This is a genomic window from Hoeflea sp. BAL378 (genome assembly GCF_000759435.1).
Lineage (GTDB): Bacteria > Pseudomonadota > Alphaproteobacteria > Rhizobiales > Rhizobiaceae > Hoeflea.
The window spans coordinates 91,674-117,023 of record NZ_JRJG01000016.1; the positions used below are offsets into that span (position 1 = coordinate 91,674).

21 protein-coding genes are annotated in these 25,350 nt (G+C 64.7%); 5 read left to right on the plus strand and 16 right to left on the minus strand.

Annotated elements, in window-relative coordinates:
- Positions 1-47: 47 nt before the first annotated feature.
- The 8 genes from LL06_RS05500 to LL06_RS05535 all read right to left on the minus strand — a co-directional run bounded on the left by LL06_RS05500 (position 48) and on the right by LL06_RS05535 (position 9,806).
- The gene (locus LL06_RS05500; RefSeq protein WP_035523318.1) at positions 48-1,367 is read right to left on the minus strand and encodes an ABC transporter substrate-binding protein; all 1,320 of its coding nucleotides are present in this window, start codon (positions 1,365-1,367) and stop codon (positions 48-50) included.
- 151 nt (positions 1,368-1,518) lie between these two features.
- A complete protein-coding gene (locus LL06_RS05505) occupies positions 1,519-2,598 on the minus strand; it encodes a branched-chain amino acid ABC transporter permease (protein ID WP_035523321.1) in 1,080 nt (359 codons plus the stop codon).
- A complete protein-coding gene (locus LL06_RS05510; protein ID WP_052161234.1) occupies positions 2,598-2,975 on the minus strand; it encodes a VOC family protein in 378 nt (125 codons plus the stop codon). Before LL06_RS05510 ends, LL06_RS05505 begins: the two co-directional genes overlap by 1 nt.
- Before the next feature lie 2 nt (positions 2,976-2,977).
- Entirely contained in the window at positions 2,978-3,937 is a 960-nt protein-coding gene (locus LL06_RS05515; RefSeq protein ID WP_035523324.1) for a branched-chain amino acid ABC transporter permease, read from the minus strand.
- The gene (locus tag LL06_RS05520) at positions 3,937-4,761 is read right to left on the minus strand and encodes an ABC transporter ATP-binding protein (RefSeq protein WP_035523327.1); all 825 of its coding nucleotides are present in this window, start codon (positions 4,759-4,761) and stop codon (positions 3,937-3,939) included. The genes LL06_RS05515 and LL06_RS05520 overlap by 1 nt, the downstream gene beginning before the upstream one ends.
- Positions 4,758-6,743 carry an AMP-binding protein gene (locus LL06_RS05525; protein WP_035523330.1) on the minus strand — a complete coding sequence of 662 codons (1,986 nt, stop codon included), beginning with the start codon at positions 6,741-6,743 and terminating at the stop codon, positions 4,758-4,760. Before LL06_RS05525 ends, LL06_RS05520 begins: the two co-directional genes overlap by 4 nt.
- 231 nt (positions 6,744-6,974) lie before the next feature.
- Positions 6,975-7,988: an N-acetyltransferase DgcN gene (gene dgcN / locus LL06_RS05530; protein ID WP_035523332.1), complete on the minus strand. Its 1,014-nt coding sequence runs from the start codon at positions 7,986-7,988 to the stop codon at positions 6,975-6,977.
- A gap of 111 nt (positions 7,989-8,099) precedes the next feature.
- Positions 8,100-9,806, minus strand: coding sequence for a hypothetical protein (locus tag LL06_RS05535; protein WP_052161235.1), 1,707 nt, complete (start codon positions 9,804-9,806; stop codon positions 8,100-8,102).
- Positions 9,807-10,063: 257 nt separating this feature from the next.
- Between LL06_RS05535 and LL06_RS05540 the strand changes: the two genes are divergently transcribed.
- Both LL06_RS05540 and LL06_RS05545 read left to right on the plus strand, forming a co-directional pair.
- The gene (locus LL06_RS05540) at positions 10,064-11,611 is read left to right on the plus strand and encodes a cache domain-containing protein (RefSeq protein ID WP_035523335.1); all 1,548 of its coding nucleotides are present in this window, start codon (positions 10,064-10,066) and stop codon (positions 11,609-11,611) included.
- 342 nt (positions 11,612-11,953) lie between these two features.
- On the plus strand, positions 11,954-13,417 hold the full coding sequence (locus LL06_RS05545; RefSeq protein ID WP_035523339.1) for a hypothetical protein: 1,464 nt from the start codon (positions 11,954-11,956) through the stop codon (positions 13,415-13,417).
- Positions 13,418-13,531: 114 nt separating this feature from the next.
- On the opposite strand, the gene LL06_RS05550 is transcribed toward LL06_RS05545, so the two are convergent.
- The 5 genes from LL06_RS05550 to LL06_RS05570 are packed head-to-tail and all read right to left on the minus strand — an operon-like array spanning position 13,532 to position 18,830.
- Positions 13,532-14,359, minus strand: a complete 828-nt coding sequence (locus LL06_RS05550; RefSeq protein WP_081963672.1) for a carbon-nitrogen hydrolase family protein — start codon at positions 14,357-14,359, stop codon at positions 13,532-13,534.
- The gene (locus tag LL06_RS05555; protein ID WP_035523342.1) at positions 14,356-15,852 is read right to left on the minus strand and encodes a sugar ABC transporter ATP-binding protein; all 1,497 of its coding nucleotides are present in this window, start codon (positions 15,850-15,852) and stop codon (positions 14,356-14,358) included. Before LL06_RS05555 ends, LL06_RS05550 begins: the two co-directional genes overlap by 4 nt.
- 13 nt (positions 15,853-15,865) lie before the next feature.
- On the minus strand, positions 15,866-16,927 hold the full coding sequence (locus LL06_RS05560; RefSeq protein ID WP_081963674.1) for a substrate-binding domain-containing protein: 1,062 nt from the start codon (positions 16,925-16,927) through the stop codon (positions 15,866-15,868).
- Positions 16,928-16,950: 23 nt separating this feature from the next.
- Positions 16,951-17,916 carry an ABC transporter permease gene (locus LL06_RS05565; protein WP_081963675.1) on the minus strand — a complete coding sequence of 322 codons (966 nt, stop codon included), beginning with the start codon at positions 17,914-17,916 and terminating at the stop codon, positions 16,951-16,953.
- A complete protein-coding gene (locus LL06_RS05570; protein ID WP_161784935.1) occupies positions 17,913-18,830 on the minus strand; it encodes an ABC transporter permease in 918 nt (305 codons plus the stop codon). Before LL06_RS05570 ends, LL06_RS05565 begins: the two co-directional genes overlap by 4 nt.
- Before the next feature lie 170 nt (positions 18,831-19,000).
- On the opposite strand from LL06_RS05570, the gene LL06_RS05575 reads away from it, so the two are divergent.
- The 3 genes from LL06_RS05575 to LL06_RS05585 all read left to right on the plus strand — a co-directional run bounded on the left by LL06_RS05575 (position 19,001) and on the right by LL06_RS05585 (position 21,861).
- Positions 19,001-19,669 carry a TetR family transcriptional regulator gene (locus LL06_RS05575; protein WP_035523348.1) on the plus strand — a complete coding sequence of 223 codons (669 nt, stop codon included), beginning with the start codon at positions 19,001-19,003 and terminating at the stop codon, positions 19,667-19,669.
- Positions 19,670-19,733: 64 nt separating this feature from the next.
- Positions 19,734-20,777, plus strand: a complete 1,044-nt coding sequence (locus LL06_RS05580) for an NAD(P)-dependent oxidoreductase (RefSeq protein ID WP_052161239.1) — start codon at positions 19,734-19,736, stop codon at positions 20,775-20,777.
- Positions 20,778-20,811: 34 nt separating this feature from the next.
- A complete protein-coding gene (locus LL06_RS05585; RefSeq protein WP_035523351.1) occupies positions 20,812-21,861 on the plus strand; it encodes a dihydrodipicolinate synthase family protein in 1,050 nt (349 codons plus the stop codon).
- Positions 21,862-21,982: 121 nt separating this feature from the next.
- Here the strand turns inward: LL06_RS05585 and LL06_RS05590 are convergent, their stop codons facing one another.
- The 3 genes from LL06_RS05590 to LL06_RS05600 all read right to left on the minus strand — a co-directional run.
- The gene (locus LL06_RS05590) at positions 21,983-22,981 is read right to left on the minus strand and encodes an NAD(P)H-quinone oxidoreductase (RefSeq protein WP_035523354.1); all 999 of its coding nucleotides are present in this window, start codon (positions 22,979-22,981) and stop codon (positions 21,983-21,985) included.
- Positions 22,982-23,068: 87 nt separating this feature from the next.
- Positions 23,069-24,412 (minus strand): acetyl-CoA carboxylase biotin carboxylase subunit, encoded by a 1,344-nt coding sequence (locus LL06_RS05595; RefSeq protein ID WP_035523357.1) that lies wholly within the window; start codon positions 24,410-24,412, stop codon positions 23,069-23,071.
- A gap of 25 nt (positions 24,413-24,437) precedes the next feature.
- Positions 24,438-25,350 (minus strand): NAD(P)-dependent oxidoreductase (locus LL06_RS05600; protein WP_035523360.1); only part of this gene is annotated, 913 nt, incomplete at its 5' end.

Consider the following 25,350-nt stretch of genomic DNA (forward strand, 5'->3'; position numbering starts at 1 on the left):
TCCGCCGCGCGGGGCAGGTCCCCCGCGCGGCGGCGTTGGTCACGCCGTCAGTTGCTCATGCAGGCTTCGGTCCGCTCGGGCCACGGGGCGTTGCTCGCCACATATTCCGCGGCGGCCTTCTCCAGGAGCGGCCTCACCATCTCGACGTCCGGGGAGAACCAGTCGCCGGCCTTCTTCCAGTCCTTGCCGTCCCATTCCACCACATAGACCTTGTGGTGGCCGGAATGGTCCGAGCACGACAGCTTCATCGGCAGGGCGAAGCCCTCCATGCCCATTTCCTTGAGCCGTTCCTCGGTGATGTCGAGGTTTTCGAGCCCGTTGCGCATGTCGGTGGCGTCGATCACCGTCTTGCCCGAGAGCTCCTGCGCCCTGCGGATGCCTTCGGCGATCAGCATCGAGTTGTAGACGCCGCGGTTGTAGAGGTTGTCGGCGAACTTGGCCGGGTCGACCTGGCTCTTGCCGGCATCCACGACATGCTTCTTGATGTCGGCGATGACCGGATAGTCGGCGCCGACGCCGTGGAAGTTGAGCGTGCGGTAGCCCTTGGCGTCTTCGCCGCCGGCGGCCGCGTCGTCATTGCCGCCCGACCACCACACGCCATAGAACTTGTCCATGGGATAGCGGATCTTGGTGGCTTCCTTGACGGCGGTCGGGTTCATCGCGCCCCAGCCCCACATGATCATGTAGTCGGGCTTGTCGCGGCGGATGTTGAGCCACTGCGACGACTGGTTCTGCATTTCCTTGCCGGGAACCGGGTACTGCAGCAGTTCGAAGCCCATGTCGCTCGACATCTGCTCGAGCAGCGGGATCGCCTCACGGCCGTAGCCGGCGTCGAGGAAGATGTAGCCGATCTTCTTGCCCTTCAGGTTCTCCTTGCCGCCCTCGCGGCTGGCGATGTCGGTGATGATCGCCGAGGCGCCGTCCCAATAGGTGTCCGGCGGATTGAACACCCACGGGAAGGTGTCGCCCACCGCCGCAGCCGAAAGTCCGTAGGCCATCGACAGAACCGGGATCTTGTCGACCGACGCCTTGGGGATCACCTGCAGCGTGATGCCGGTCGAATAGGGGCTGATGACCAGCGCGCCGTCGCCCTTGACCTGCTCGTAGCACTCCACGCCCTTCTGGGTGTCGTAGCCGGTTTCGCATTCCTCGATCCGGAGCTTGACGCCGTTGATGCCGCCGTCACGCTCGTTGAGCATGGTCAGATAGTCATGCATGCCGTTGGCGATCGGGATGCCCGACCCGGCATAGGGGCCGGTGCGGTAGCTGAACAGCGGCACGAAGAGCTCCTCGGCAAAAGCCGGCAGCGCTGCGCCCGCCAGGGTGCCGGCCAGTATGGTCCCGGCAATCAGACGTTTCAGTCGCATGGTATTCCTCCCATTGGGCGCGAAATCCGCGCCAGTCCGGGGACCCGGTTCCTCCCGACAGTGTGGTCCGGACGGGTCCCGTGCCCGGACGATGCCGCTTATAGATCCCTTGCGCGCCGCCTCCTCAAGCGGCCCGCCAGGCACCATCCCTTCAGCCGTAAGGAAACGGCCAGACGCGCAGTTTCTCCTTGCCGAGCGACCACAGGCGCGCGAGCCCGTGCGGCTCGACAATGAGAAAGACGATGATCAGCGCCCCCACGATCATGGTGGCGATGTGAAACACGGTCTCGGCGCCGATGCCGATCCCCAGCGCCGGAAAACCGGCGCGCAGCACGATCGGCAGGCCCCAGATGAAGGCCGCGCCGAAGAACGAGCCGACCAGGCTGCCGAGCCCGCCGAGAATGACCATGAACAGGATCTGGAACGACAGCGTGATCGAGAACGCAGAGGGTTCGGCCGCGCCCAGATAGAAGAAGATGAACATGGCGCCGGCGACGCCGCACAGATAGGACGACACCGCGAAGGCCGAGAGCTTGGCGGTGAGCGGCCTGACGCCCATCAGCTCGGCGGCGATGTCCATGTCGCGGATCATCATCCACTGCCGGCCGATGCGCCCGCGCACGATGTTCTTGACCGCGAGCGTGACCACCACGACGATGCCGAGGACCACGAAATACTGGGTCATCGCCGGGGCCGACGGGCCGGTCAGGATGATGTCGCCGAAGCCGCGCCGCTCGGGCACCTCGATCGCGCCCGAGGCATTGTAGTTGTAGAGCCAGGGAATGCGGATGAAGCACCATTCGAGGAAGAACTGCGCCGCAAGCGTCGTCACCGCCAGGTAGAGGCCCTTGATCCTGAGCGACGGCAGCCCGAAGATCACGCCGATGCCGGCAGAGAACAGCCCGGAGATCATCACCAGGATGATGATGTTCACATCCGGGAAGATCGAGGTGAGCTTGTAGCAGCTATAGGCGCCCACGCCCATGAAGGCGCCTGAGCCCAGCGACAACTGCCCGGCATAGCCGGTCAGGATGTTGAGCCCGATCGCCGCCAGCGCCAGGATCAGGAACGGCGTCATGATGGCGTTGAGAAAGAAGTCGCTCGCGAAAAACGGAATGGCAAGGGCGATCGCCCCGATGATGGCCATCCCGATGCGGTCCTCGCGGATCGGGAAGATCGCCTGGTCGGCGATGTAGCTGGTCTTGTACTGTCCCGATTCGCGATAGAGCATTAATCCTCACCCCAGACTTTGCCGCCCGACGGCAGTTGATGCGAACTCGGGCCGGTCAGGCGGAACCGGTGGCCGGTCGGCGCTTCCATGATCACCGAATGGTCGACCACAGTGATCTTGCGGCCGCCCAGCGCCTCGATGCGGTGGATTTCGGCGGCTAGGTCGTTGGTCTCGATGTCGAAATGGATCCGGGCCTCGTCGGCGACCGCCTCGATGACCAGTGTAACACCCTTGTCAGCGGCGAGGATCGTGGCCCGCTGGCCATCTCCGTCCACCTGCGAGGGCTCGCCCAGGAGCTGCGACCAGAAGCCGGCGGCCTGCTCGATATGGCCTGCATGGACGTCGATGACGATGGCGGAAAGTCGGCTCTTGTGCATCACTATACCCTTTCGATAATGCGTTCTCCGAACAGGCCCTGCGGCCTGAACAGGAGGAAGATAAGGGCAATCATGTAGGCGAGCCAGCTTTCAATTCCGCCGCCGACCAGCGGACCCCAGTAAATTTCACCGATCTTTTCGCCCACGCCGATGATCAGGCCGCCGACGATGGCGCCGGGGATCGAGGTGAAGCCGCCGAGGATGAGAACGGGCAGCGCCTTGAAGGCGATGATCTCGAGCGCAAACGACACGTCCGAGCGCGCGCCCCACATGATCCCCGTCGTCAGCGCCACGATTCCGGCGGCGAACCAGACGATGGCCCAGATCTGGTTGAGCGAGATCCCCACCGACAGCGCCGCCTGGTGGTCGTCCGCCACCGCCCTGAGCGCCCGGCCGATGCGGGTCTTGTTGAAGAACACCGCCAGCACGCCCACCATGATGAGCGCGATCACGGCGGCGGCGATGTCGATGTGCTGGAGAATCAGCAGCCCGCCGTCGCCGATCTCGAAGGCCGACGACCCGGTCGGCAGCCCCAGTTCCTCGGTGATCATCTGCTTGGGCTCGCCGCCGAAGACGAACTCGCCGAAGCCGACCAGGAAATAGGTGAGCCCGATGGTGGACATCAGAAGGATGATGTCGGGCTGGTTGACCAGCGGCCGCATCACGAAGCGCTCGACGGCGAGCGCCAGCAGCCCCATCACGCCGATGGTCAGGATCAGCGCCAGATAGGCCGGCACCCCCTTTTCGTGCAGGCCCACCAGCGTGAGCCCCGCGAACACCACCATGATGCCTTGCGCGAAGTTGAACACGCCCGAAGCCTTGTAGATCAGCACGAAGCCGAGGGCGATCAGCGCATAGAGCACGCCGGCGACAAAGCCTTCCCACAGCACCTGCAGCAAGAAGTCCGGCATCTCGGCCATCTGCACAAAGGGATCGACCAGTACGGAATAGAGAACGTCCATCAGTGCGACACTCCCAGATAGGCGTCGATGACGTCCTGGTTGTTCTTCACCTCATCGGGCGTGCCGTCGCCGATCTTGCGCCCGTAGTCGAGCACCACCACCCGGTCGGAAATATCCATCACCACGCCCATGTCGTGCTCGATCAGCGCAATCGTCGTGCCCATCTGGCTGTTCACGTCGAGGATGAAGCGGCTCATGTCCTCCTTCTCCTCGAGGTTCATCCCGGCCATCGGCTCGTCGAGGAGAAGCAGGTCCGGCTCCATCGCCAGCGCCCTGCCGAGTTCGACGCGCTTCTGCAGCCCGTAGGGCAGCTTGCCCACCGGCGTCTTGCGGATGTGCTGGATCTCCAGGAAATCGATGATCTCCTCGACCTTGAGCCGGTGCTCGATCTCCTCGTTGCGCGCCGGGCCGATGTTGAGCACCTGCCAGAAGAAGTTCCGGTGCATCTTCAGCGTCCGCCCCGACATGATGTTGTCGAGCGTCGACATGCCCTTGAACAGCGCCACGTTCTGGAAGGTGCGGGCGATGCCCGACGCCGCCGCCTCGTAGGGCTGCATGCGCGAGCGGGCCTGGCCGCGGAAGGTGATTACCCCCTGCTGGGGATGATAGAAGCCGTTGATGACGTTGAGCATCGAGGTCTTGCCGGCGCCGTTCGGGCCGATGATGGCGCGGATTTCCCCCTTCAGAATGTCGAAGGAAATGTCGGTGATCGCCTTCACCCCGCCAAACGCCAGCGAGACGTTCTCGAGCTTGAGCATGACGTCGCCGGGATTGAGCCCGTCCTCGCCGGCGTGCAGTTCGACATGCTTGACGCGGACGTTCATTCGGCGGCCTCCTGCACCGGTGCGGCGGCGGGATAGACCTTCGCGTCCCTGAGCTTGACGGTGGCGCGGATCACGCCCTTGCGGCCGTCCTCGAAGGTCATGTCGGTCTCGATGAACTGCTCGGCGGCGCCGTTGTAGAGCGCGTCGATCAGCGGCCCGAAGCGCTCGGCGATGAAGCCGCGGCGCACCTTCTGGGTGCGGGTCAGCTCGCCGTCGTCGGCGTCGAGTTCCTTGTGCAGCACCAGGAAACGCCGGATCTGCGCGCCGGCCATCATCGGCTCGGCGGCGAGATCCCGGTTCACCTGGTCGATATGGCCAGCCATCATGTCGTAGACCTGCGGCAGGCCCGCGAGCTCCTGGTAGGAGGCATAGGAGATGTTGTTGCGCTCGGCCCAGTTGCCGACCGCGGTGAGGTCGATGTTCAGGAACACGCCCACAAAATCGCGCCCGTCGCCGAAGGCCACCGCCTCCTTGATGTTGGGGAAGAACTTGAGCTTGTTCTCGATATATTTGGGCGCGTAGAGCGCGCCCGAGGTGAGCCGGCCGACATCCTTGGCCCGGTCGATGATCTTGAGATGGCCCTGGGCGTCGAAGATGCCGGCGTCGCCGGTCATCACCCAGCCGTCCTCGGTCATGGTCTCGCGGGTCTTCTCCGCGTCGCCGTAATAGCCCGCGAACATGCCGGGCGAGCGGAACTGCACCTCGCCGCTCTCGGTGATGCGGATGTCGACATCGGGCGCGGCCTTGCCCACCGTGTCGGGGCGCACGTCGCCGTCCTTCTGGCAGGTGACATAGAGGAACGCCTCGGTCTGGCCGTAGAGCTGCTTGAGGTTGATGCCGAGCGAGCGGAAGAACGAGAACAGGTCCGGCCCGATCGCCTCGCCCGCGGTATAGGCGGTGCGGATGCGGGTGAAGCCGAGCACGTTGCGCAGCGGTCCGTAGATCAGCTTGTCGCCGATCCAGTAGGAGATCCGGCCCGACAGCGGCACCGGCCGTCCCTCGAGGATCTTCTCGCCATGGGCCTTGGCCACGCCGAGATAATGGTGGAACAGCCATTTCTTCCAGCGGCTTGCATCCTCCATGCGGATCATCACGCTGGTGAGCAGGCCCTCGAACACCCTGGGCGGGGCGAAATAGAAGCTCGGCCCGATCTCGCGCAGGTTCTGCGCCACCGTCTCCGGGCTTTCCGGGCAGCTCATGCACAGGCCCACCACATAGCCCTGCGCGTAATTGAGATAATGGTCACCAACCCAAGCCAGCGGCAGATAGGCGAGCACCTCGTCGAACTCGCTCATGTTGTCGAAGCGGGCGGTGTCCTCGGCGGCCTTGGTCGAGGCCCGCGCCGTCAGCATCACGCCCTTGGAGCGGCCGGTGGTGCCCGAGGTGTAGAGGATGGTCGAGATCTCGCTGCCGTCGGAGGCGCGGATTGTCGCTTCCCAGTCGGCGACGGCCGACGGGTTGCTCCGCGCCGCCTCGCGGCCGATCTCCTGGACGGCGGCGAAATCGTGAAGATGGGTGCGCTCGTAGTCGCGCAGGCCCCGGGGCTCGTCGAAGATGATGTCGGTCAGTTGCGGGATTTCGGCCGCCATCGACTGCAGCTTGTCGACCTGTTCCTGGTCCTGGACGATGGCGAAGCGGACGCCGGCATTGTTGAGCACATGCGCCATCTCCTCGGCCACCGAGTCGGCATAGACCGGAACCGGGATGGCCTTGAGCGACTGCGCCGCGCAGAAGGCCCAGTAGAGCCGCGGCCGGTTGGAGCCGACGATGGCGATCCGGTCGCCCTCCGACAGGCCCATGGCCTTGAGCCCGAGCGCCAGGTCGCGGATCTCGTCGCGCTGCTCGGACCAGCTCCAGCTCTGCCAGATGCCGTAGTCCTTGAACCGCATCGCCGGCCGCGTCGCGAAGCGCTTGGCGTTCAAAAGCAGATATTGCGGAAACGTAACCGGCTTGCCGCCGGCGGTGACGCCTGTGGCTTCCATTCCCTCCACTCTCCTCCCTGTCCGCACATCCCTCAATGTCCGGACGCGTGGTCTCCCTCCACGCAGTTGGCCGTTCCCCGGCCGTATCGCGCCGGTTCTTCCGGCACTTTTCCCGGATGTCCCGGCTCCTGTCCTCTCAGCAGCCGGTCTCCGTTTCGGTCCATCAATTAAATGAACGCTCGTTTACTTTATGCGTCTTTCTCCCCGTTGCAAGTCCTACTTTAGGAATAGTCACGCCTTCGGGCGGATTGTCTCCAGCCGGTCGACCAGCGCGGAGACGCCGAAGCGGATCGGGTCGGTGGCGGGCACGCCGTACTCCGCTTCCAGCCCTTCTAGCAGGGCCTTGGCTTCGGCTTCGCCGAGCTTCTGGGTGTTGACCGAGACGCCGGTGCAGGTGATGGCGGGATTGGTGAGCCGTCCGCAGGCAATGGTCATGTCGATGACCTCGCGGATGCTCGGCAGCGGATGCTTGACTCCGCGCATCGTCGTCCGCGTCGGCTCGTGGCAGACGACGAAGGCATCGGCCTGGGCGCCGTGCAGCAGGCCGAGCGAGACGCCGGCGAAGCTCGGGTGGAACAGCGAGCCCTGGCCCTCGACCAGGTCCCAGTGGCCGGGCTCGGCCGCCGGCGCGATCCATTCGACGGCGCCGGAAATGAAATCCGCCGCCACCGCGTCGATCGCGGCGCCCCGGCCGGAGATGAACACGCCGGTCTGGCCGGTGGCGCGGAAATCGGCGTCCCAGCCCCGCGCCCGCATCTCGCGCTCGAGCGCGAGTGCCGTGTATTTCTTGCCCACCGAACAGTCGGTGCCGACCGTCAGGCAACGCAGGCCCGGGCGTTTGGTGCCCTTGCCGGTGTCGAAGCGCTGGTCGGAGAAGCGGACGTCATGCAGCTTCGCCCCGCTCCGTGCGGCGGCGTCGCGGATCTCGGGGATCGACGCGAGGCGGACATGCAGCCCGGTGGCGACCGAAAGCCCGGCGTCGAGCGCCGCCACGATCGAGGCAATCCAGTGCGCCGGCAGCACCCCGCCGGCATTGGCGGCGCCCACCACCATGGTCTTGACACCCTTGGCAGCCGCCTCGTCGATGCTGAGATCGGGAATGCCCGCATCCGCCTGGCAGCCTTCGAGACGGAGCTGGCCGATGCACCATTCCGGCCGCCAGTCGACGATCCCCAGGCCGGTCTTTGCGGCCAGCGAGTCGGGCACATCGCCAAGGAAAATCAGATAGGGCGGATCGATGACCATCACATACTCCGGACGTTTGGATTGGCTTCAGGCCGCCACTGTCCTGTGCTGCGCTGCGACCGTCAAGATGGCAAATGCCCGCGTCCACCGGATTGCCGCGGACATTCCGCCTCAGGGCGCGGGCGGCAGCACATAGGCGTCGAAACAGGGCGTGAGCGTGATCTTCTCATGGCCGCCGAGCGCCGATTTATAGTGCTCGAACAACTGCTTGCGCGCATGATGGAACGGACAGACGGGCGCCAGCACCAGATCGGTCCGGGCGACGGCCTGCCGCGTCTCGGCGTCGAGCTCGGGCAAGGCGCGGCTCGGGTCGGCGCCGATGGCGACGCGCTCGGCGCCCTTGATGCCGAGGATGTAGGGAAACGGATTGGCGAAATCGAGGTTGAACACCCGCTCGAAGGTCCGTCCGGTCCTGGCCTCCAGCGCCCTGATCGCCACGGTGGCGTCCTGCATTTCCTTGAGCAGCAGATACTGGTAGTCGGGCTCGGAGAACATGATGAAGGACGGCAGGGCCTCGGTCTCGGCGATCGCCTCGAAGGTCGGCCGGTGCGAGATGTAGATGCCGCGCATCCGCTCCGCCTGCTCGACGAACACGTCCTTGGCCGAAACCCGGCCGATCGGCCCGAGGTCCGGCGCATCGAGCTCGACATAGCCCGGCGCCACCGCCGCCATGCGCGCTGCCTTGTGCATCATGGTGGAGACATTGGGCAGCGCGGTGAAGCCGATCAGCACCAGGATCAGCGGCCCGAAGCGGCCATAGAGGCCAAGCGGCCGCATCAGGATCATCAAGAGCGCCGGCCAGACCAGAAGGAACGCCTGGCCGCCGGTATTCTGCGTCTCGAAGAACAGCCCGCAGACGAGCAGCAGGCCGACCCAGAACCATGGCGCGTCGATCGCCCGGGCGAGCCGGTTGCCGGACGCCCGCCCTTCCGCGGCCTCGTGTCCGGACAGCGCCGCCATCAGCAGCACGATGGCGAGGATCCCGCCGGCGCCGAGCACGTTGAAATGCTGCGACGCCGCCGTCAGGAAGCGCGGCAGGATGGCGCCGGTGTTCTGCGAGGCGAGCAGGATTATGTCCTGCACATAGGCCATGACCAGCCCCGTCGACAGTTCGACCAATCCGGTGACGCCGATGCAGATCAGCGCTGTCGCGAGCGCGGCGCCAAGCGAGATGCGGCCCAGCATCAGCCCGAACAGCAGGATCGGGCCCGCGGCGATGAAGGCGGTGATCTTGCAGAAGGCCAGCGCCAGCAGGAGCAGGCTCAGGCAGAGGGTCTGGATCACCGGGCCGCGCACGAACAGCACGGTCGCGGCCACCAGGTAGATCAGGATAGCGCCGTGGCGGTTGTAGATGCCGAAGGCGTCGGTTCCCGGATAGGGATAGAAATCGATCACGTTGAACGGCAGCGCCGTGTAGAGAAGGAACGGCACCAGCAGCCACAGCGCCACCCGCGGGCCGCGGCGCGCCGTGTCCCACAGGATCAGCGCCATCACCGGCACCGTCACCGGCAGCCAGATCCACTGGGTCATCAGCACCGGCTGCGCATCGGGAAACAGCCAGTTGGAGAAAGCCGCCAGGAAATATTCGAGCGGCCCTACGGGCACGAAGAAATCGATCGCCGGCCACTGGCCCTCCGCGATGCGGCCGATGGCGTCGTAATAGATCAGCACGTCCCAGTACATCGGCCCGATCGGCAGGACCAGCGGCAGCATCTGCAACACCGCCAGGATCGCGACAAAGCCGGCCAGAACCGGGTAGAGCCAGACCAGCGCGCGGCGGTCCGGCGTTTCGTCACGATCGTTGAAATCCGCGCTCATGGCCTGTCCCGAAGATGATTCCCCTGGCCCATGTTTGGCGTCAGAGACGGCCCGGGTCAATGAGCGATGGAGGGGTGTGGTTAATCCCGCGGCCGCCATCCCGGCCGGCGATTCGCCCTTTCCCGGCCCCGGGTTAACCGGTCCGAAACGCGCGGTGACTTAAAACCGGGACAGTCATGCCGGCGGGGCCGAACCACTCTGGCATATCAGAACCATTCCCGCTATGGATCAGTTCCTGGCTTAGACAAGGATGCCCAATGGTCAGCAAAGCCATTGCCAGTTCATCGAAAGCGGCGATTGCATTCATCATCGTGACGCTGCTCGTGTATTCGGCCATCGTCGGCTCGCTGATCTATCAGGGCATCAACGAGGCCGGCAAGCGGACCGAGGCCTCCGCGATCGCGGCCGCCAAGGCGGTGCAGATCAACACGGGATGGATCGTCGAGGTTGCGGCCCAGGCGCTGCGGCGGATGGATTCGGCGCTCGGGCGCAACGCCCTGCCCAATGACGCTTCGACGCTGTTGAGCGTTCGCGACGCGCTCGAGGGACTGCCCGCCAGCGCCAAGGCCTACATCATCCGCGCCGACGGGGAGACGCTCTACACCACCGATGCCGCGTTCAAGGACATCGACATCCGCGACCGGGACTACTTCTCGGTCCCGGCCTCGGGCCAGCACTTCTACACCTCCTCGCTGCTGATCAGCCGTTTGGACGGCAGCCAGATCTTCACCTTCAGCCGGCGGCTCGAGCGCAATGGCGAGTTCCTCGGCGTGGCGGTGATTTCGTTCGGCGTCGACCTTCTGGATGAACTGTTCGCCTCGCTCGACCTCGGATCGGGATCGGCCATCAGCATCCTGCGCTCCGACGGGATGCTGGTCGCCCGCCACCCTCCGGCGGAGGGGCCGCTGGATCTGAGCAACTACAAGCTGTTCACCGAGCTTCTGCCGCAGGCCGACTCCGGCGTCTACACCAACACCTCGCCCGCCGACGGCGTGCAACGGGTGGTCGGCTACCGGACCGTGCCGGGCACGGACCTCATCGCCCTGGCGTCGGTGGGTACCGCCGAAACAATGGGCCGGTTCTGGCGTGGCGTCCGCACCTTCCTGGCGATCATCATTCCGACGATTCTCGCCCTGGCGCTGAGCGCGGTCTGGATCATCAGGCTGCTGCAGCGCGATGGCCGCCGCCACGAGGAACTGAAATCGGCGCTGTCAACCAACACGATGCTGTTTCGCGAGATCCACCACCGGGTCAAGAACAACATGCAGTCGATGCAGTCGCTGGTGCGCATGCAGAACCTGCCCGAAGACGTGAAGACCGACATCCAGCTTCGCTTCAACGCCATGGCCACCGTGCACGAGCACATGTACAACCACGACGCCTATGCGGCGCTCGATGCGCCCGCCTTCATCACCTCGATCACCGAATCGCTGTTCAGGGCCTATGGCTCCAAGGCGGCGCGGACCCTCGACATCGATCCGGTCACCGTCAGCCACGAACGGGCGACGCCGCTGGCGCTGCTGATCAACGAGGTGGTGACCAACGCCCTCAAGCACGCGGCGTTCGGCCGGAAGGACGCGACGCTGTCGATCAGCCTCAAGCGCCTGACCGACGACACCGCCCGCCTCGTCATCGCCGACAACGGCCCCGGCTTCGACGCCGCGACCGCACCCACCGGGATGGGCGCGCGGATCATCAGGGGCATGGTGATGCAGCTCGAAGGAACCTATGCCTACACGTTCGACGCAGGCACCGTGTTTTCCGCCGACATCCATCTGGGCTTCACGCCGGCGAAATCGCCGTAACCGTCCCGGCCGCGCCGGCCTGCGACGCCCAAGCGCCGCCGCCGCAGGGGCGAACGCGCGGAGCGATCAGGTCACAAGCCTTTGAAAAAAGATGGTGGGCGCGCACGGGCTCGAACCGTGGACCCGCTGATTAAGAGTCAGCGGCCCTGCCCTTGCTGGGGTATTTCTCGGTTATCAGATAACTAACTTTAGTACGGCATTGTATGGTCAAGACGTTGAATTAAATAATTTTTATGGGTCTGTGCGTTAAAGGGTGGCTCATTCTGGGATTCGTTTGATCGTGGATTGCTATTCTGTCATGTGACCCTATTGTGACCCTGATCGATGTCAAGGGAACACTGGATGGTCAAGCTAACCGTAGACGGTCACACACTCAATCTGGCTCGAGCCGCAGCCAAACGGCGCGAGACCGCTGAGTACCGCGACCAGGACACGCCTGGGCTTATGCTCCGTGTGCGCGATGGCGCATGCCAATGGTTATGGGCAAAGCGGGATGGTAAGCTGAGCCTCTGCCGCCTCGGCACAATCGAAGTGGATGAACTGGCAAAGCTCCGTACTCTTGTGAAGCGCTTGAAGATTGAAGTGGCCGAGGATCGCGATCCCAAAATCCTCGTGAAGGCATTCATCGAGTCGGGCGGAGTAGACATCCAGAAGTCCGTCGAGCGTGCAGGCGTCGCGGCTGGCGAGTGGACGTGGGAGACGATGCGGGATCGGTATCTCGAGTACGCCAAGGATACACTCAGCAAAGCGACCTATGACGGATACCGCAAGGCAATCGGGGCGTACGAGGAAGGCGTCATCGCTGGAGATTTCAAAAACCTGTGCGGCATGCCGATCAAGTCCATCACCCCAAGCGATATCTCCGCCGTGCTTTTGTCGATCCAAGACCGCGGGAAAGCCAAAGGAAAAGGCTCACACTGGAATCAGATGAGGCTGACCCATGCCACAATCCGGAGTTGCTTTAAGTGGGCGACTTCTCCAGAAGTCTTTAAAAATTCGCAGTTGGTGATGAACGTTTCCCTGATGGTGCCTGTACCCAAGCGACCGAAGAAGGACGCTGCAGATACCCGAGCTAAAGCCACCTTCACGCCCATCCTTGCCAGCCCGTTGGAGCTGCACAATTTCGCATTCAAGTGGCTCACGGCAAATTACGAATGCCATCCCAGCATCGTGAATGCGATCCGCTTGCAGCTTCTGACCGGTCAGCGCATCGAGACAGTCGTAAGCGCACACAAGAGTGAGTTCGTGAGGACGCCAGGGCGACCGTGGCGCTATGTTTGGGCGCTCGGCCCTGACAAGCAGGGGGCCTATCGTCTGCTGCCCCTGCCTGACGTTGCCAGCTACACCGTCCATGAGATGCTGACGGATGAAGAACTGATCGTCGACGAGAACGTCCACCTTTTCCCGCCGCTTCGTCCAGACAAGGGAAAATCCACTGACCGCTCGCACGGTCATCTCAGCTATTCAGCCATCAAAAATGCCATCATTGAAGCGCGCAAAAAGGGTGGGCCATTGCCGACCACTTTCAAGGGTACTCATGACCACCGCAGGGCATTCACCACACACATGGATGATTGGACGACCCTGGGTTTCGTCGACGGAAAGTCGGTCGAGACGGTAACACACAAGAACGAAGGGCGTGAAAGTGTCAGCCAGAGTATCTATAATTATGATGAGAAATTGAAAGAGAAATTCCGAGTTTTGCAGACGTATGAAAACAAAGTATTGTATGCGCCTACTGGCGGCGTAAGGAATGAGTATCATGACCGTTATTGGACTTTGACCCCCCACAATCTCGACCCGTAGTAGGCATGCATTGATACTTTATGGCATCGACCTCGACCACCAGGTCGTCGTTTTCAATGTATTTAGCAAGGCGCAATTGCCAGCTAAAAATCGCATTCCAGGTAGCCGCCGGCCTCAGTAGACTTCAGGCCGCCGGTCCGACCGGTAGGTTGCGATGGCGCGCCAGCGGGTGAGATCGGTGCTGTCGTAGTCCAGTGTCGCCGCCGCGATGCCTTGCGCCATGCCCGCCGACGCAAGCAGCTTGCCCGACGGGGCAACCACGCAGGAATGGCCGAGCGACTCGAACCCCTGTTCGGGGCCGATGGCGTTTGCCATCGCAAGCCACACGCCGTTTTCCAGCGCCCTGGTGCGGGCGAGCGATTCAACCGCGGATCCGGTCCAGCCCCAGGTCTCGCGCTGGAAATGATCGGAGATCCAGTTGGTGCTGTTGATCACCAGGTCCGCGCCCATGTCCGCCAGCTTGCGAATATATTCGGGGAACATCAGGTCATAGCAGATGCTCATGCCGATGCGGCCGATGCTGGTGTCGATGACCATCGGTTCCTCTCCACAAGCATACCAGTCGCGTTCGGCGGAAAACAGATGCACCTTCTTGTAGGTGGCGAGCCGAGTTCCGTCCGACCCCAACAGCAACTGGGCATCGTAGACCTTATCCCCCTCGCCAAGGGCCATGCCGATGGCGACATGGATCGCGTTCGCCCTCGCAAAGCCGGCAATGGCCGTGGCGGAGGGACCATCTTCGGTCTCGGCCAGACGGTCGAGCTTGTCGGCGATGAAGTAGCCGGTCGTCGCGGTTTCGTGCAGGATGACGAGATCGGCTCCGTCGGCGGCCGAGGCGCTGATCAGCCCCTCAATACGCGTGAGATTGCGCGCCACATTGTCGGGGACGCAATGGAACTGGGCGACGGCCACGCGCGGGGTCCGGGATGGGGATGCAGTCATGAGAACTCCTTTGCCGGCGTGCCGCCGGATGCTGCCAAGAGGATGTCGTTTTCATTGGCCTGGTCGACCGGCATTTCGGCCACGAAGCGCCGGTTGTGCATGGTCAGGATTCGATGGCTGAGCGCCAGCAGTTCCTCGGTTTCTGAGGAAATCACTAGGATCGCGGCGCCCTCCGCCGCTATGCCGCACAAGAGATCGTAAATCTCCGCCTTTGCGCCCACATCGACGCCGCGCGTGGGCTCGTCGCAGATCAGTAATTGCGGCCGGGTTAGCAAGGCACGCGCCAGCACCACCTTCTGCTGGTTGCCGCCGGAGAGCTTGCCGATCGGCAGATCCAGGCTGGCGGCCACGAGTTGCAGACGTTCGAGCATGGCGCGCGAACGAACTCGTTCGGTACGGCGATTACGGATTCCGCGCCAGGCGAGGTCCGACAAGGCCGATGCAGTGGTGTTCGCGACCAGGTCGAGGCCGGCGAAGATGCCATCGCGCTTTCTGTCCTCGGTGAGATAGACGATGCCCGAACGGATGGCCTCCTGCGGCGTGCCAAGGGCCAGGGCCGCGCCGTTGACCTGTGCGACTACGCTGGCGCCGGGAACGGGGTTGCCGGCCAGCGCCCGGGCGAACGTGGTCCGTCCGGCCCCGACGAGGCCGGCGATCCCGAGGATTTCTCCCCGCCGGATGTCGATGCGCTGCACGCCCTGGCCGGTGGCGTAGTCGATGGTGTAGCGCTCGGCGTCAGGGGGGACGAGGTGCGGCGCCGGTGGCACGGACTGCGTGCGCCCGATCATGAGCTGGACGACGTCGGCGATCGTCATGCCCGGCGTGGGCCGGGTGTCCATGTTGCGGCCGTCGCGGAATACGGTCATGCGATCGGAGATGCGTCTCACCTCTTCAAGGCGGTGCGAGACGAACAGGATGAGGAGGCCGCTGTCGCGCAGCCGTCGCATGATGGAGAAGAGATTTTCCTGTTCGGTCAGCGAAAGAACAGCGGTGGGTTCGTCCAGGATGAGGACACGCGACGCATAGGTCAGCGCCCGCGCAATCTCGACCATCTGCTGCTCCGCCACGCTCAGGCTGCCGACCTCCTGGGCAGGATCGAGCGCGATCGAATATCTCTCGAGCAGGTCGCGCGTGTCGGCCGCAAGCCGCGCGCGATCCAACAGGCCGAAACGGGAGCGCGGCTCCCGACCGAGGAAGATGTTGCGGGCGACCGACAATTGCGGCACCAGGCTGAACTCCTGATAGACCGTCGCGATGCCCGCCGCCTGCGCCGCCTGGGGACTGGAAAACCGCACCGCCTTCCCGTCCAGGGAGATGGTGCCGCCACTTGGCTGCGTGACGCCGGAGAGCAGGTTCATGAGAGTCGACTTACCGGCGCCATTGGCGCCGATAATCGCATGGATCTCGCCGGACTCGGCGGAGAACGTCACATCCCGGAGCGCCGCCACGCCGGAATACCGCTTGGAGAGGTTCGACACCTCGATCAGGGGCATGGCGGCGTCCTTCTTATTGCTGGGGCAGAAACGCGTCGGGTAGGTCGCTCGCCCACCAGTCGTCCGGCGCATCGGGGCTCACCAGGCTGCCGATATCGGCGGACGCGACATATTCCGACGGGACCGCAGTGCCGCGCGGCACCGGGTTGCCCTTCAGGATCTCGAGACCGACCTGCAAGGCAACCTGTCCCGCGCGCGTGGGAAAGGTGACCGCGCCGCCCTGCCCGTTGGCGGCCACCCATTTCAGCCAGCCATTGTATTCGTCGCCGGGCGAGAAGGTGACCTCGGCGGACCGGCCGGCCTCGTCAAAGGCCTCGGCCATGCCGAGAGACATCTGCCCCGCCGGCGAATAGACGCCGGTGATGGACGGGAAGCGCTGCAGCAGGTTCTCGGTGATCTGCTTGGCCTTGGCGCGGTTCCAGTCGCCATACTCCACGCTCAACAGTTCGACCTCGGGAAACTCCGCGAGCACGGCTTCAAGCGCATCGAGCTGTTCGACGGCGGCCGTGGTGCCGGCGATGGGCAGCATGGCGACGATCTTCCCCTTGCCGCCGATATCTTCCATCAGTTGCCGCGCCACCATCTCGCCCAGCTTGTACTGGCTGATATAGGCATTGGCGACCGTGCCCTCAGAGACGCTGAAGCCGCCGCCCGCCTGCACCGTGGGAACACCGGCCTCCACCGCGCGCTTGAGCACATCCTCGACGGAGGCATCATCGACCGGCCAGTAGATGAGGAGATCAATGTCCTGGCGCAGCAGATCCTCGATGTCGGACACCTGCTTGGCCGGATTGAATGACGCGTCGGTGACGATCAGGTCTTGGACCTCCGGATGGAGGGAAGCTTCCCAGCGCATGTGCTGTAGAGCGAACACGACCCAGGAATTGGCCAGATAGCCGGCCGAGACTCCGACCTTCAGCGGGCCCTCCTTCTTGAATGAGGCGGTGTCGACCATCTCGGCCGCGCTGGCAGTCCTGGCGGCGTCGGCAGCCTGGTCAGCGAAGACCGGGGTGGTCATGAGTGCGGCAGCGGAGATGCCCGCAAGTGCGAGGACAAGGCGTCTTGTTATGGTCATTTCATTCCCTTTCTTTGTTATGTTCAGCCATTGCGCTCGCTCAGACGCCCGTAGAGCGCCGAGGCGAGAATGATGATCAGTCCCATGAAGACGAGTTGCATGTGGTAGGGCAGCCCGCCGATATTGACGAGATTGAAGGCGATGACGAGGACAAAGACGCCGGCCAGCGTTCCGGCGATGCCGCCGCGGCCTCCCTCGAAGGTCGTGCCGCCCAGAACCACTGCGGCCAACACCTGGAACTCCAGCCCCTGCCCGGCCGAGGTGCCGGAGACCCCCGATCGCGCCAGCAGGGCGATCCCCGCCAGCGCACCGAACAGGCCGGACAGCATGTAGGCCGCAACGGTGACGGCGCGGACCGGCAGACCGGAGAGCACCGCAGTGCGCCGATTGGAGCCGATCAGGAACAGCCGGCGCCCGAAGACGGTGGTCTTTTCTATGGCCAGACCCACGCAGACCAAGACCAGCAGGGCCAGCGTCAGAACAGGCACCGATCCGGCCAGGCGGAAGTTGAAGAATTCGCGGAAGCCCGGCGATACGATGCCCTTGGCGGTGCCCCCGGTGTAGAGTTGGGTCAAGCCCATGACCGCGACCCCCATCCCCAGGGTGAGGATGAAGGGAGACACCCGGCTGAAGGCGATCAGCACGCCGTTTGCGAGGCCCACCAGCAGACCGGCCGCACAGGCCGCCCCGACAGCCAGCGGCAGGTTGGCGGCATCGCCGCCCATGACCGAGGCGCACAGGACGGCGGTCAGCGAGATGACCGCGCCGATCGAGAGGTCGACGCCCCCCAGCACCATGACCAGAGTGACGCCGATGGCGGCGATGCCGACGGGCGTGACTTGGCGGATAATGTTGAAGAGATAGGCCGGATCGGCGAAAGCCGGGGAGACCGTGAGCGCTGCCAGATAGATGGCGATCAGCACGAGGAACACCGCATGCCGGTCGAGCCGAAGCTCCGAGAGCGCTCCCGCAATTCGAGACCCGGTCATGCCTCGCCCTTTCGCGGTTGATTGATCAAAATGGCCAGGATCACGATCAGGCCCTTGATGAACATCTGCAGGTAGGCCGACACTTCGAGCAGGTTGAGCAGGTTGGAAATGCAGGCAAGCAGCAGCACCCCGCCGATCGATCGGATCACGCTGCCCCGTCCGCCCGACAGCGCCGTGCCGCCGAGCACCACGGCGACGATCGCGTCGAGTTCCAGCCCGTTGCCCGCCAGCGGGTATCCGGTGCCTAGCCGGCCTGCCAGCAACAGCCCGGCCAGCGCGGCGGTGACCCCGGAAATCACAAAGACGGCCAGGCGGATGCGCGAAAGGCTGATGCCCGCCCGGCGCGCGCTTTCCGGGCTTCCGCCCGCCGCGACCAGGTGATAGCCGAAGCGCGTCCGGGTCAGCGCCAGGTGACCGGCGCCCACCAGCAAGGCCACCGCGATGGCCGACAGGGGTATCCCGAGGAAGCTTCCATTGGCAAGCGTCGTCAGAAGCTCGGAGGTGCGGCCGATGCTCCGGTCGGTATAGGTGAAAATCGCCCCCTGGATCACCGACATCATGCCCAGGGTCAGGATCAGCGGATGCAGCCGCAGCGTGTTGAGCAGGATGCCATTGACGAGGCCGATGCCTGCGCCGACACATAGCATCAGCACCACCACCGGAAGCGTCATCGCCGTGTCGCCATTTATCATCGCGGAACTCAGCACCACCACCAGTCCTGCGATCTGGCCAATACTGAGATCGATCATCCCGGCCGTGATGACGAAGGTCTGGCCGATCGCCAGAACGCCCAGGACGGCGGCCTGCCGCATCACATTGGCGAGGTTCTCGGGATCGCGGAACGCCGGCACGAACATTGCCGCCGCCAGGGCGCCGGAGCCGAGAAGCAGCCAGATCGCGTTATGCTCCACCATGCGCCAGCGCATTCGAAACATCGCTCTCAACTCTGTTGGACTGCTGTTTTCGACCCCAGGCAACACCGGCCATCCCCGATTGCGCCGGCCCGATTGCCCGCGCATGGTTGTCGCTGAGCATGCGGTAGGTTAGAAACGAAGTCAACAGTAACCAACTGATTGGTTGAAAAATGCCCGACGCCGAGAAAACACGCAGACCGAGACGAGACACGAACGAAACCACGCGACAGAAACTGCTGGCTGCGGCCCGCGAGGCTTTCATGGCGGGCGGGCTGGAAGGCGCGCGCGTGGACGACATCGCCCTGCGCGCAGGCATCAACAAGCAGCTCGTCTACCATTACTTCGGCAACAAGGACGGGCTGTACACCGCGGTGCTGGAGCAGGTGTACCACGAAATCCGCGAGCAGGAGGCGGCACTGCAACTCGGCTCGTTGCCGGCGGAGGAAGCGATGCGGAAGCTTGTCGAGTTCAGCTTCGATTATCTCAGGGAAACCCCCGGATTTGTGCGCATCCTCGTGGATGAGAACATTCACTACGGCCGGCATCTGGGCGACGCGAAGACAGTGCAGGCCGTCAACAAGCCGATCATCGACCTGATCGAGCAGACCCTCGACCGCGGCGTGGCGGACGGCGTCTTCCGGCGCGGCCTCGACCCCCTGCACGTCTATCTGTCGATCGCCGGCATGTCGTTCTTCTACTTCGCCAACATCCACACGCTCGGCTTCGCCTTCAGCCGCCCGCTCGACAGCAAGGCGGCAATGGACGAGCGGCGCGCGCACATCGTCGACTTCGCCCTCAATGCCATTCGAAATCGTTCCCTGGTCGCTCCTTCCCCTTGACAGGGCCGTTCTCTGGCTTGAATATCAACCATATGGTTGATACCGATATGGGCGAGGTCGAGGGATGCATCAGGACAACGGGGCACAGGGCGCGCAGGGCGGATTCGCCGATGTCGAGGCCCTGGAGGAGAGACTGTCGCGGCCCGATGCCGACGTCATCGCCGATCTTGCCGGGCTGGACGGCGACATCATGGTGCTCGGCGCGACCGGCAAGATCGGCCCGACGCTGACCCGGATGGCAAAGCGGGCGGCCCCGGGCAAGCGCGTGGTGGCGGTGGCCCGTTTCTCGGACCCAACGCTGGTCGAGCGTTTCGAGGCGCAGGGAATCGAGACCATCAAGGCGGATCTGCTCGACAGGGACGCGGTTGCGGCACTGCCGGCGATCAAGAACGTGCTGTTCATCGCCGGGTTCAAGTTCGGCGCCTCGGGAACGCCGTCGCTCACCTGGGCCACCAACACGCTGCTGCCCGCCCAGGTGGCCGGCAGCCTGGTGGACCGCCGGCTGGTGGCGTTCTCGACGGGATGCGTCTATCCGTTCGTGCCGATCACCTCGGGCGGCGCCACGGAGGACTATCCCCTCACGCCGCTCGGCGAGTACGCCAACAGCTGCGTCGGCCGCGAGCGCGCCATCGAATGGGAGGCGGCGCGCAACAACACCGAGGCGCTCCTGTTCCGGCTCAACTACGCCATCGATTGCCGCTATGGCGTGCTGCACGACATCGCCGCAAGCGTGCTTGCCGGCCGGCCAATCGATCTGACCACGGGCTATGTCAACATCATCTGGCAAGGCGACAACAACGCCATGGCGCTGCGGTCGCTGCGGCATTGCGCGACGCCCGCCCGCGCGCTCAACATCACCGGGCCCGAAACCCTGTCGATCCGCTTCCTCGCCGAACAATTGGGCGAACGCATCGGCCGCAAGCCCACCTTCACGGGCGAAGAGGCGCAGACGGCCTGGCTCAACAATGCCGGCAAGGCATTCGGCCTGATGGGATATCCGAAGGTGACGCTGGAGCAGATGCTGGACTGGGTGGCCGACTGGGTTTCGCGCCAGATGCCGAGCCTCAACAAGCCGACAGGTTTCGAGGTGCGCGACGGCGCCTATTGAACGCCCGCGCTCTCCGTTGTTCAGAGGATACAGGATGCATTTTTCATCTCTCCCCGCTACAGTGCTCGCGCAGTTTCGCGACGGACAGGTCATCCCGGCGCAGCCCCTGGCGCTCGATGCGCAGCGCCGGTTCGACCCCAGGCGGCAGCGCGCGCTGAGCCGCTACTACATCGACGCCGGGGCGGGAGGCCTGGCCGTCGCCGTGCATACCACCCAGTTCGCCATCCGCGACGTGGGGCTCTACAGGCCCGTCTTGGAGGCGGCCGCGGAAACCGCATCCAGCTGGATCGACCGCCCTCTGATGATGATCGCAGGCGTTGTCGGCAGGACCCAGCAGGCCCTGTCGGAAGCGAGGACCGCGCGGGCGCTTGGCTACCATGCTGTCCTGCTCAGCCTGGCTGCGCTGAAGGGATGCAGCGAGGACGAACTCATCGAGCATTGCCAGACCCTTGCCGCCGAAATGCCTCTCATCGGTTTCTACCTGCAGCCCGCGGTGGGCGGCATGCCGCTTGCCGCGTCGTTCTGGCGCCGGTTTGCCGAAATCGAAAATGCTATCGGCATCAAGGTGGCGCCGTTCAACCGCTACGCCACATTAGACGTCATGGCCGGAGTCGCCGCGGCGAAAGCGGCCGACCGCGTCACGCTCTACACCGGCAATGATGACCATATCGTCCTCGATCTGGTGACGCCGTTTCGCACCGAGCAGGGAGACCTGCATTTCGCCGGCGGCTTGCTGGGTCACTGGTCCGTGTGGACACAAAAGGCGGTCGGCATCCTCGCGCGCTGCAAGGAGGCCCGCAAGGAAGCCGCCGTTTCGAGGGAGATCCTGGCACTCGACAGTGCGGTGACCGACTGCAACGCGGCGTTTTTCGATGTCGCCAATTCCTTTCACGGCGTGATCGCCGGCTGCCACGAAGTGCTCCGCCGGCAAGGCCTGCTTGAGGGCCGCTGGTGCCTTGATCCGGGCGAAGACCTCAGTCCCGGCCAGTTGGAGGCGATCGACAGGGTCTACAGGCTCTATCCGGAGCTGAACGACGATGCCTTCGTCCGCGCCAATCTCGGCAAATGGCTCGAGGCCGACTGACAGCGCACCTTGGGCCGGGGCGGTGCCCGATCGCGACAGGTGCGCACGCATTCCGGTTGCCCGGCACGGATCACCCGTGAGGCGTTGCGCCGCGCCGGCAAGGTCGGTCGCAGCGTGCCCGTCAGATCTCGAGCAGGATCTTGCCGATATGATGGCTGTTCTCCATCAGCCGATGGGCGTCGGCGGCCGCGCTGAGCGGAAATCTGTCGTGGATCAGGACCTTGATCGCACCGCCGGCGAGCTGCGGCCAGACCGCTTCCCGCACCGCCCGGACTAGGCGGGCCTTCTCGGCGTCCGAGCGGATGCGGAGCGTCGAGCCCGTCAGAACCTGGCGGCGCATCATCACCGGCGCGAGATTGAGCATCATCTTGCTGCCCTTGAGAAAGGCGATGGAGACATGCCGGCCCTCCACCGCGAGAACCCGCAGGTTTCTCTCGACGTAATCGCCGCCGACCATGTCGAGCACCATGTTCACGCCCTTGCCGTCGGTCAGCGACTTGACGACCTCGACAAAATCCTCCTGCCGGTAGTTGATCGCCCGCTCCGCGCCGAGGGACTCGCACACCTTGCATTTTTCCTCCGAGCCCGCGGTCACGAACACCTGTCCTCCGTGGTTTCGGGCAATCTGGATGGCCATCACGCCGATGCCGGAGGAGCCGCCATGGATGAGGATGGTCTCGTCCGGCTGCAGCTTGCCGCCCTCCATGACATTGGCCCACACCGTCAGGATCGTCTCCGGCAGGGCTGCCGCGGTGACCGTGTCGAAACCCTTGGGGATGGGCAGGCAGTGGCCGGCCGGGGTCAGGGCATAGTCGGCATAGCCGCCGCCCGGCAGGAGCGCGCACACCGGATCTCCGACGGCGAAGTTCTCCACCCCCTCGCCAACGGCCGCCACCTCGCCGGCTCCTTCGAGGCCGAGCAGATCCGTGGCGCCGGGCGGCGGCGGATAGGCCCCCGCCCGTTGCAGCAGGTCGGGACGGTTCACGCCCGCGGCGCGCAGCCGGATCAGCACCTCTCCGGTCCCGGGCCTTGGGACGGGTCGAAACTCCTCGTGAAGCACCTCCGGCCCGCCGGGACCGGACATGCTGATCACGCGCATCTGTTCTGGAAGGGATTGCATCGGTTCGGTGCTCCTCGGTGTCCTGGTGTCAGCCCGCGGGACGCGCGGGCTCCGCCCTGCCTGGGCGGAGCCGCCTGCCGCCCCGGCTCAGGCAAGCCCGCGCTCGTCGAGCCAGCGCGTATGGATGCTCGCATCCTGGAAGGCCGGATTCTGCAGCAGCTCCCGGTGAAAGCCGATCGTGGTGGGGATGCCCTCCACGTCGAAGCCGGCCAGCGCCTGGCGCGAATGGCGGAGCGCTTCGGTGCGGTCGGCACCGCTCACCAGCAGCTTGGCGATCATGGAATCGTAGTGCGGGGGAACCGCGTAGCCCTCGTAGACATGGGTATCCACCCGCGTGTGCGGTCCGACCGGCGGGCGCCAGCGGGTGATCCGCCCGGGGCTCGGCGCAAAGCCGCGCGCGGGATCCTCGGCGCAGATGCGCCATTCGATCGCCGCCCGTGACGGCAACGTCGTCATCTGCTCGAACGACACCGGTTCGCCCGCGGCGACGCGCAACTGCTCGACCACCAGATCAAGCCCGGTGATGAGCTCGGTGACGGGGTGCTCGACCTGAATCCGGGTGTTCATCTCGATGAAGAAGAACTGCCCGGTGTCGACCTCATAGATGAATTCGATGGTGCCGGCGTTGCGGTACTTGATGCTTTCGATGATGGTGACCGCGGCTTCGGTCATGGCGCGGCGCACGCTGTCGCTGATCACCGGCGACGGCGCCTCCTCGACCAGCTTCTGGTGGCGGCGCTGCACGCTGCAATCGCGTTCCCACAGATGCCGATGGTTGCCATGGCTGTCGCTGAAGACCTGGACCTCGATGTGCCGGACATTCTCGAAGAAGCGCTCGAGATAGATCTCGCCGTTTCCGAACGCGGACTGGGCTTCCGAGGACGCCTGCTCGAACAGCGACTTGAAGTCGGCCGGGTCCCGGGCGACGCGCATGCCGCGCCCGCCGCCGCCGGCGCTGGCCTTGAGCAGCAGCGGAAAACCCACTTCCATGGCGACCGGAAGCGCCTCGCTCGACGACACGAAGCCCTGCTGCGAACCCGGAACGACCGGAACGCCGAGCGACTGCGCGGTCCGGCGGGCGACAGCCTTGTCCCCCATTGTCGCGATCACTTCCGCCGACGGCCCGATGAAGATCAGCCCCGCCTCCTCGCAGGCCGTGGCGAAGCTCTCGCGCTCGGAGAGAAAGCCGTAGCCGGGATAGACCGCGTCGCAGCGGGTGGATCGCGCCACCTCGATCTGCAGATCCGCCAGCAGATAGCTGCTCGTGGCGGAGGCCGGCCCGATGCAGACCGCATGGTCGGCAGCCCACACATGCGGCGAGGCGGCGTCCGCCTGGGAAAAGACCGCGACGCTTTCGAGCCCCGCCTTGCGACAGGCGCGGACCGCTCTCAGGGCAATCTCTCCACGATTGGCGATCAGGACTCTCTTCATGACTGTTTCCACCTTCTGCGTGAGTTCAAGCGTGCGCGGCCGGGCCGCCCGCGTTTTCAGGCATGGCGCGCCCGCGCGCCAAGTCGTCGACTTCCGCCCTGATGGCCTGGGCGAGACTGCGGTAGCTCCGCTCGAACCCGACCAGGCGGTGGATGCCGTCATCCATCACGAACGGGGAAGACCCGAACAGCTCGTCGCTTTCCCCATCGGCGATGTCGAAGCGGGCCTCGGGAAGCACCTGGGCCACTTCGTCGCAATAGGACCGCACCGTCGCGTGATCGCCGGCGAGATTGAGGAAGGGCGATGGATCGAGCACCGCCGCATCGACCGTGGCGAGTGCCAGAAACGCGTCCGCGACATCCTCGACATGGATGGCCTGGAACGCCGCCTTGCCATTGTCCAGGCGCACCGTCTGCCCGCTCGCCGCGGCGGAGACGATATTGGCCACGGTCTTTGCCCGCCCCGTGCTCCGTCCACGGCCGATGACCGCGCCCGGGCGCAAGCCGACGATCAGCAGCCCGTGCCGGTTCCTGTAGTGGGTCGCCACCTTCTCCAGATAGATCTTGCCGGCCGCATAGACCGGGATCCCCTTGGCGCCAAACTGCGGCGCGGTGTCGTTGAGCGGCAGGGTATGCGGCTGATAGTCCGACTGCGTGCCGAAGACCGAGATCGAGCTCGCCATCAGCACCCTGCCGACCCGCGCGTCCAGGCAGGCCTGGAAGATCTGGGTCCCGCCCAGCGTGTTGATCCGGGCCGCCCCGACGGGGTCGACATTGGCTTCCTCGCCCATCAGATAGGCTAGGTGATAGACAAGATCGGCGCCCTCCAGATGCGGCCGCAGCGGCGCGACATCCATCACATCGGCGGCGACATAGCTCACCCCGGGGAGCCGGCGATCCGGATCCGGGCTGTGAAGATCCACCGCGGTGACCGCCGCC

Coding starts and splice junctions, on each gene's coding strand:
- LL06_RS05500 (WP_035523318.1), bottom strand. CDS start 1,367: ATGCGACTGAAACGTCTGATTGCCGGGACCATACTGGCCGGCACCCTG.
- LL06_RS05505 (WP_035523321.1), bottom strand. CDS start 2,598: ATGCTCTATCGCGAATCGGGACAGTACAAGACCAGCTACATCGCCGAC.
- LL06_RS05510 (WP_052161234.1), bottom strand. CDS start 2,975: ATGCACAAGAGCCGACTTTCCGCCATCGTCATCGACGTCCATGCAGGC.
- LL06_RS05515 (WP_035523324.1), bottom strand. CDS start 3,937: ATGGACGTTCTCTATTCCGTACTGGTCGATCCCTTTGTGCAGATGGCC.
- LL06_RS05520 (WP_035523327.1), bottom strand. CDS start 4,761: ATGAACGTCCGCGTCAAGCATGTCGAACTGCACGCCGGCGAGGACGGG.
- LL06_RS05525 (WP_035523330.1), bottom strand. CDS start 6,743: ATGGAAGCCACAGGCGTCACCGCCGGCGGCAAGCCGGTTACGTTTCCG.
- dgcN (WP_035523332.1), bottom strand. CDS start 7,988: ATGGTCATCGATCCGCCCTATCTGATTTTCCTTGGCGATGTGCCCGAC.
- LL06_RS05535 (WP_052161235.1), bottom strand. CDS start 9,806: ATGAGCGCGGATTTCAACGATCGTGACGAAACGCCGGACCGCCGCGCG.
- LL06_RS05540 (WP_035523335.1), top strand. CDS start 10,064: ATGGTCAGCAAAGCCATTGCCAGTTCATCGAAAGCGGCGATTGCATTC.
- LL06_RS05545 (WP_035523339.1), top strand. CDS start 11,954: ATGGTCAAGCTAACCGTAGACGGTCACACACTCAATCTGGCTCGAGCC.
- LL06_RS05550 (WP_081963672.1), bottom strand. CDS start 14,359: ATGACTGCATCCCCATCCCGGACCCCGCGCGTGGCCGTCGCCCAGTTC.
- LL06_RS05555 (WP_035523342.1), bottom strand. CDS start 15,852: ATGCCCCTGATCGAGGTGTCGAACCTCTCCAAGCGGTATTCCGGCGTG.
- LL06_RS05560 (WP_081963674.1), bottom strand. CDS start 16,927: ATGACCATAACAAGACGCCTTGTCCTCGCACTTGCGGGCATCTCCGCT.
- LL06_RS05565 (WP_081963675.1), bottom strand. CDS start 17,916: ATGACCGGGTCTCGAATTGCGGGAGCGCTCTCGGAGCTTCGGCTCGAC.
- LL06_RS05570 (WP_161784935.1), bottom strand. CDS start 18,830: ATGGTGGAGCATAACGCGATCTGGCTGCTTCTCGGCTCCGGCGCCCTG.
- LL06_RS05575 (WP_035523348.1), top strand. CDS start 19,001: ATGCCCGACGCCGAGAAAACACGCAGACCGAGACGAGACACGAACGAA.
- LL06_RS05580 (WP_052161239.1), top strand. CDS start 19,734: ATGCATCAGGACAACGGGGCACAGGGCGCGCAGGGCGGATTCGCCGAT.
- LL06_RS05585 (WP_035523351.1), top strand. CDS start 20,812: ATGCATTTTTCATCTCTCCCCGCTACAGTGCTCGCGCAGTTTCGCGAC.
- LL06_RS05590 (WP_035523354.1), bottom strand. CDS start 22,981: ATGCAATCCCTTCCAGAACAGATGCGCGTGATCAGCATGTCCGGTCCC.
- LL06_RS05595 (WP_035523357.1), bottom strand. CDS start 24,412: ATGAAGAGAGTCCTGATCGCCAATCGTGGAGAGATTGCCCTGAGAGCG.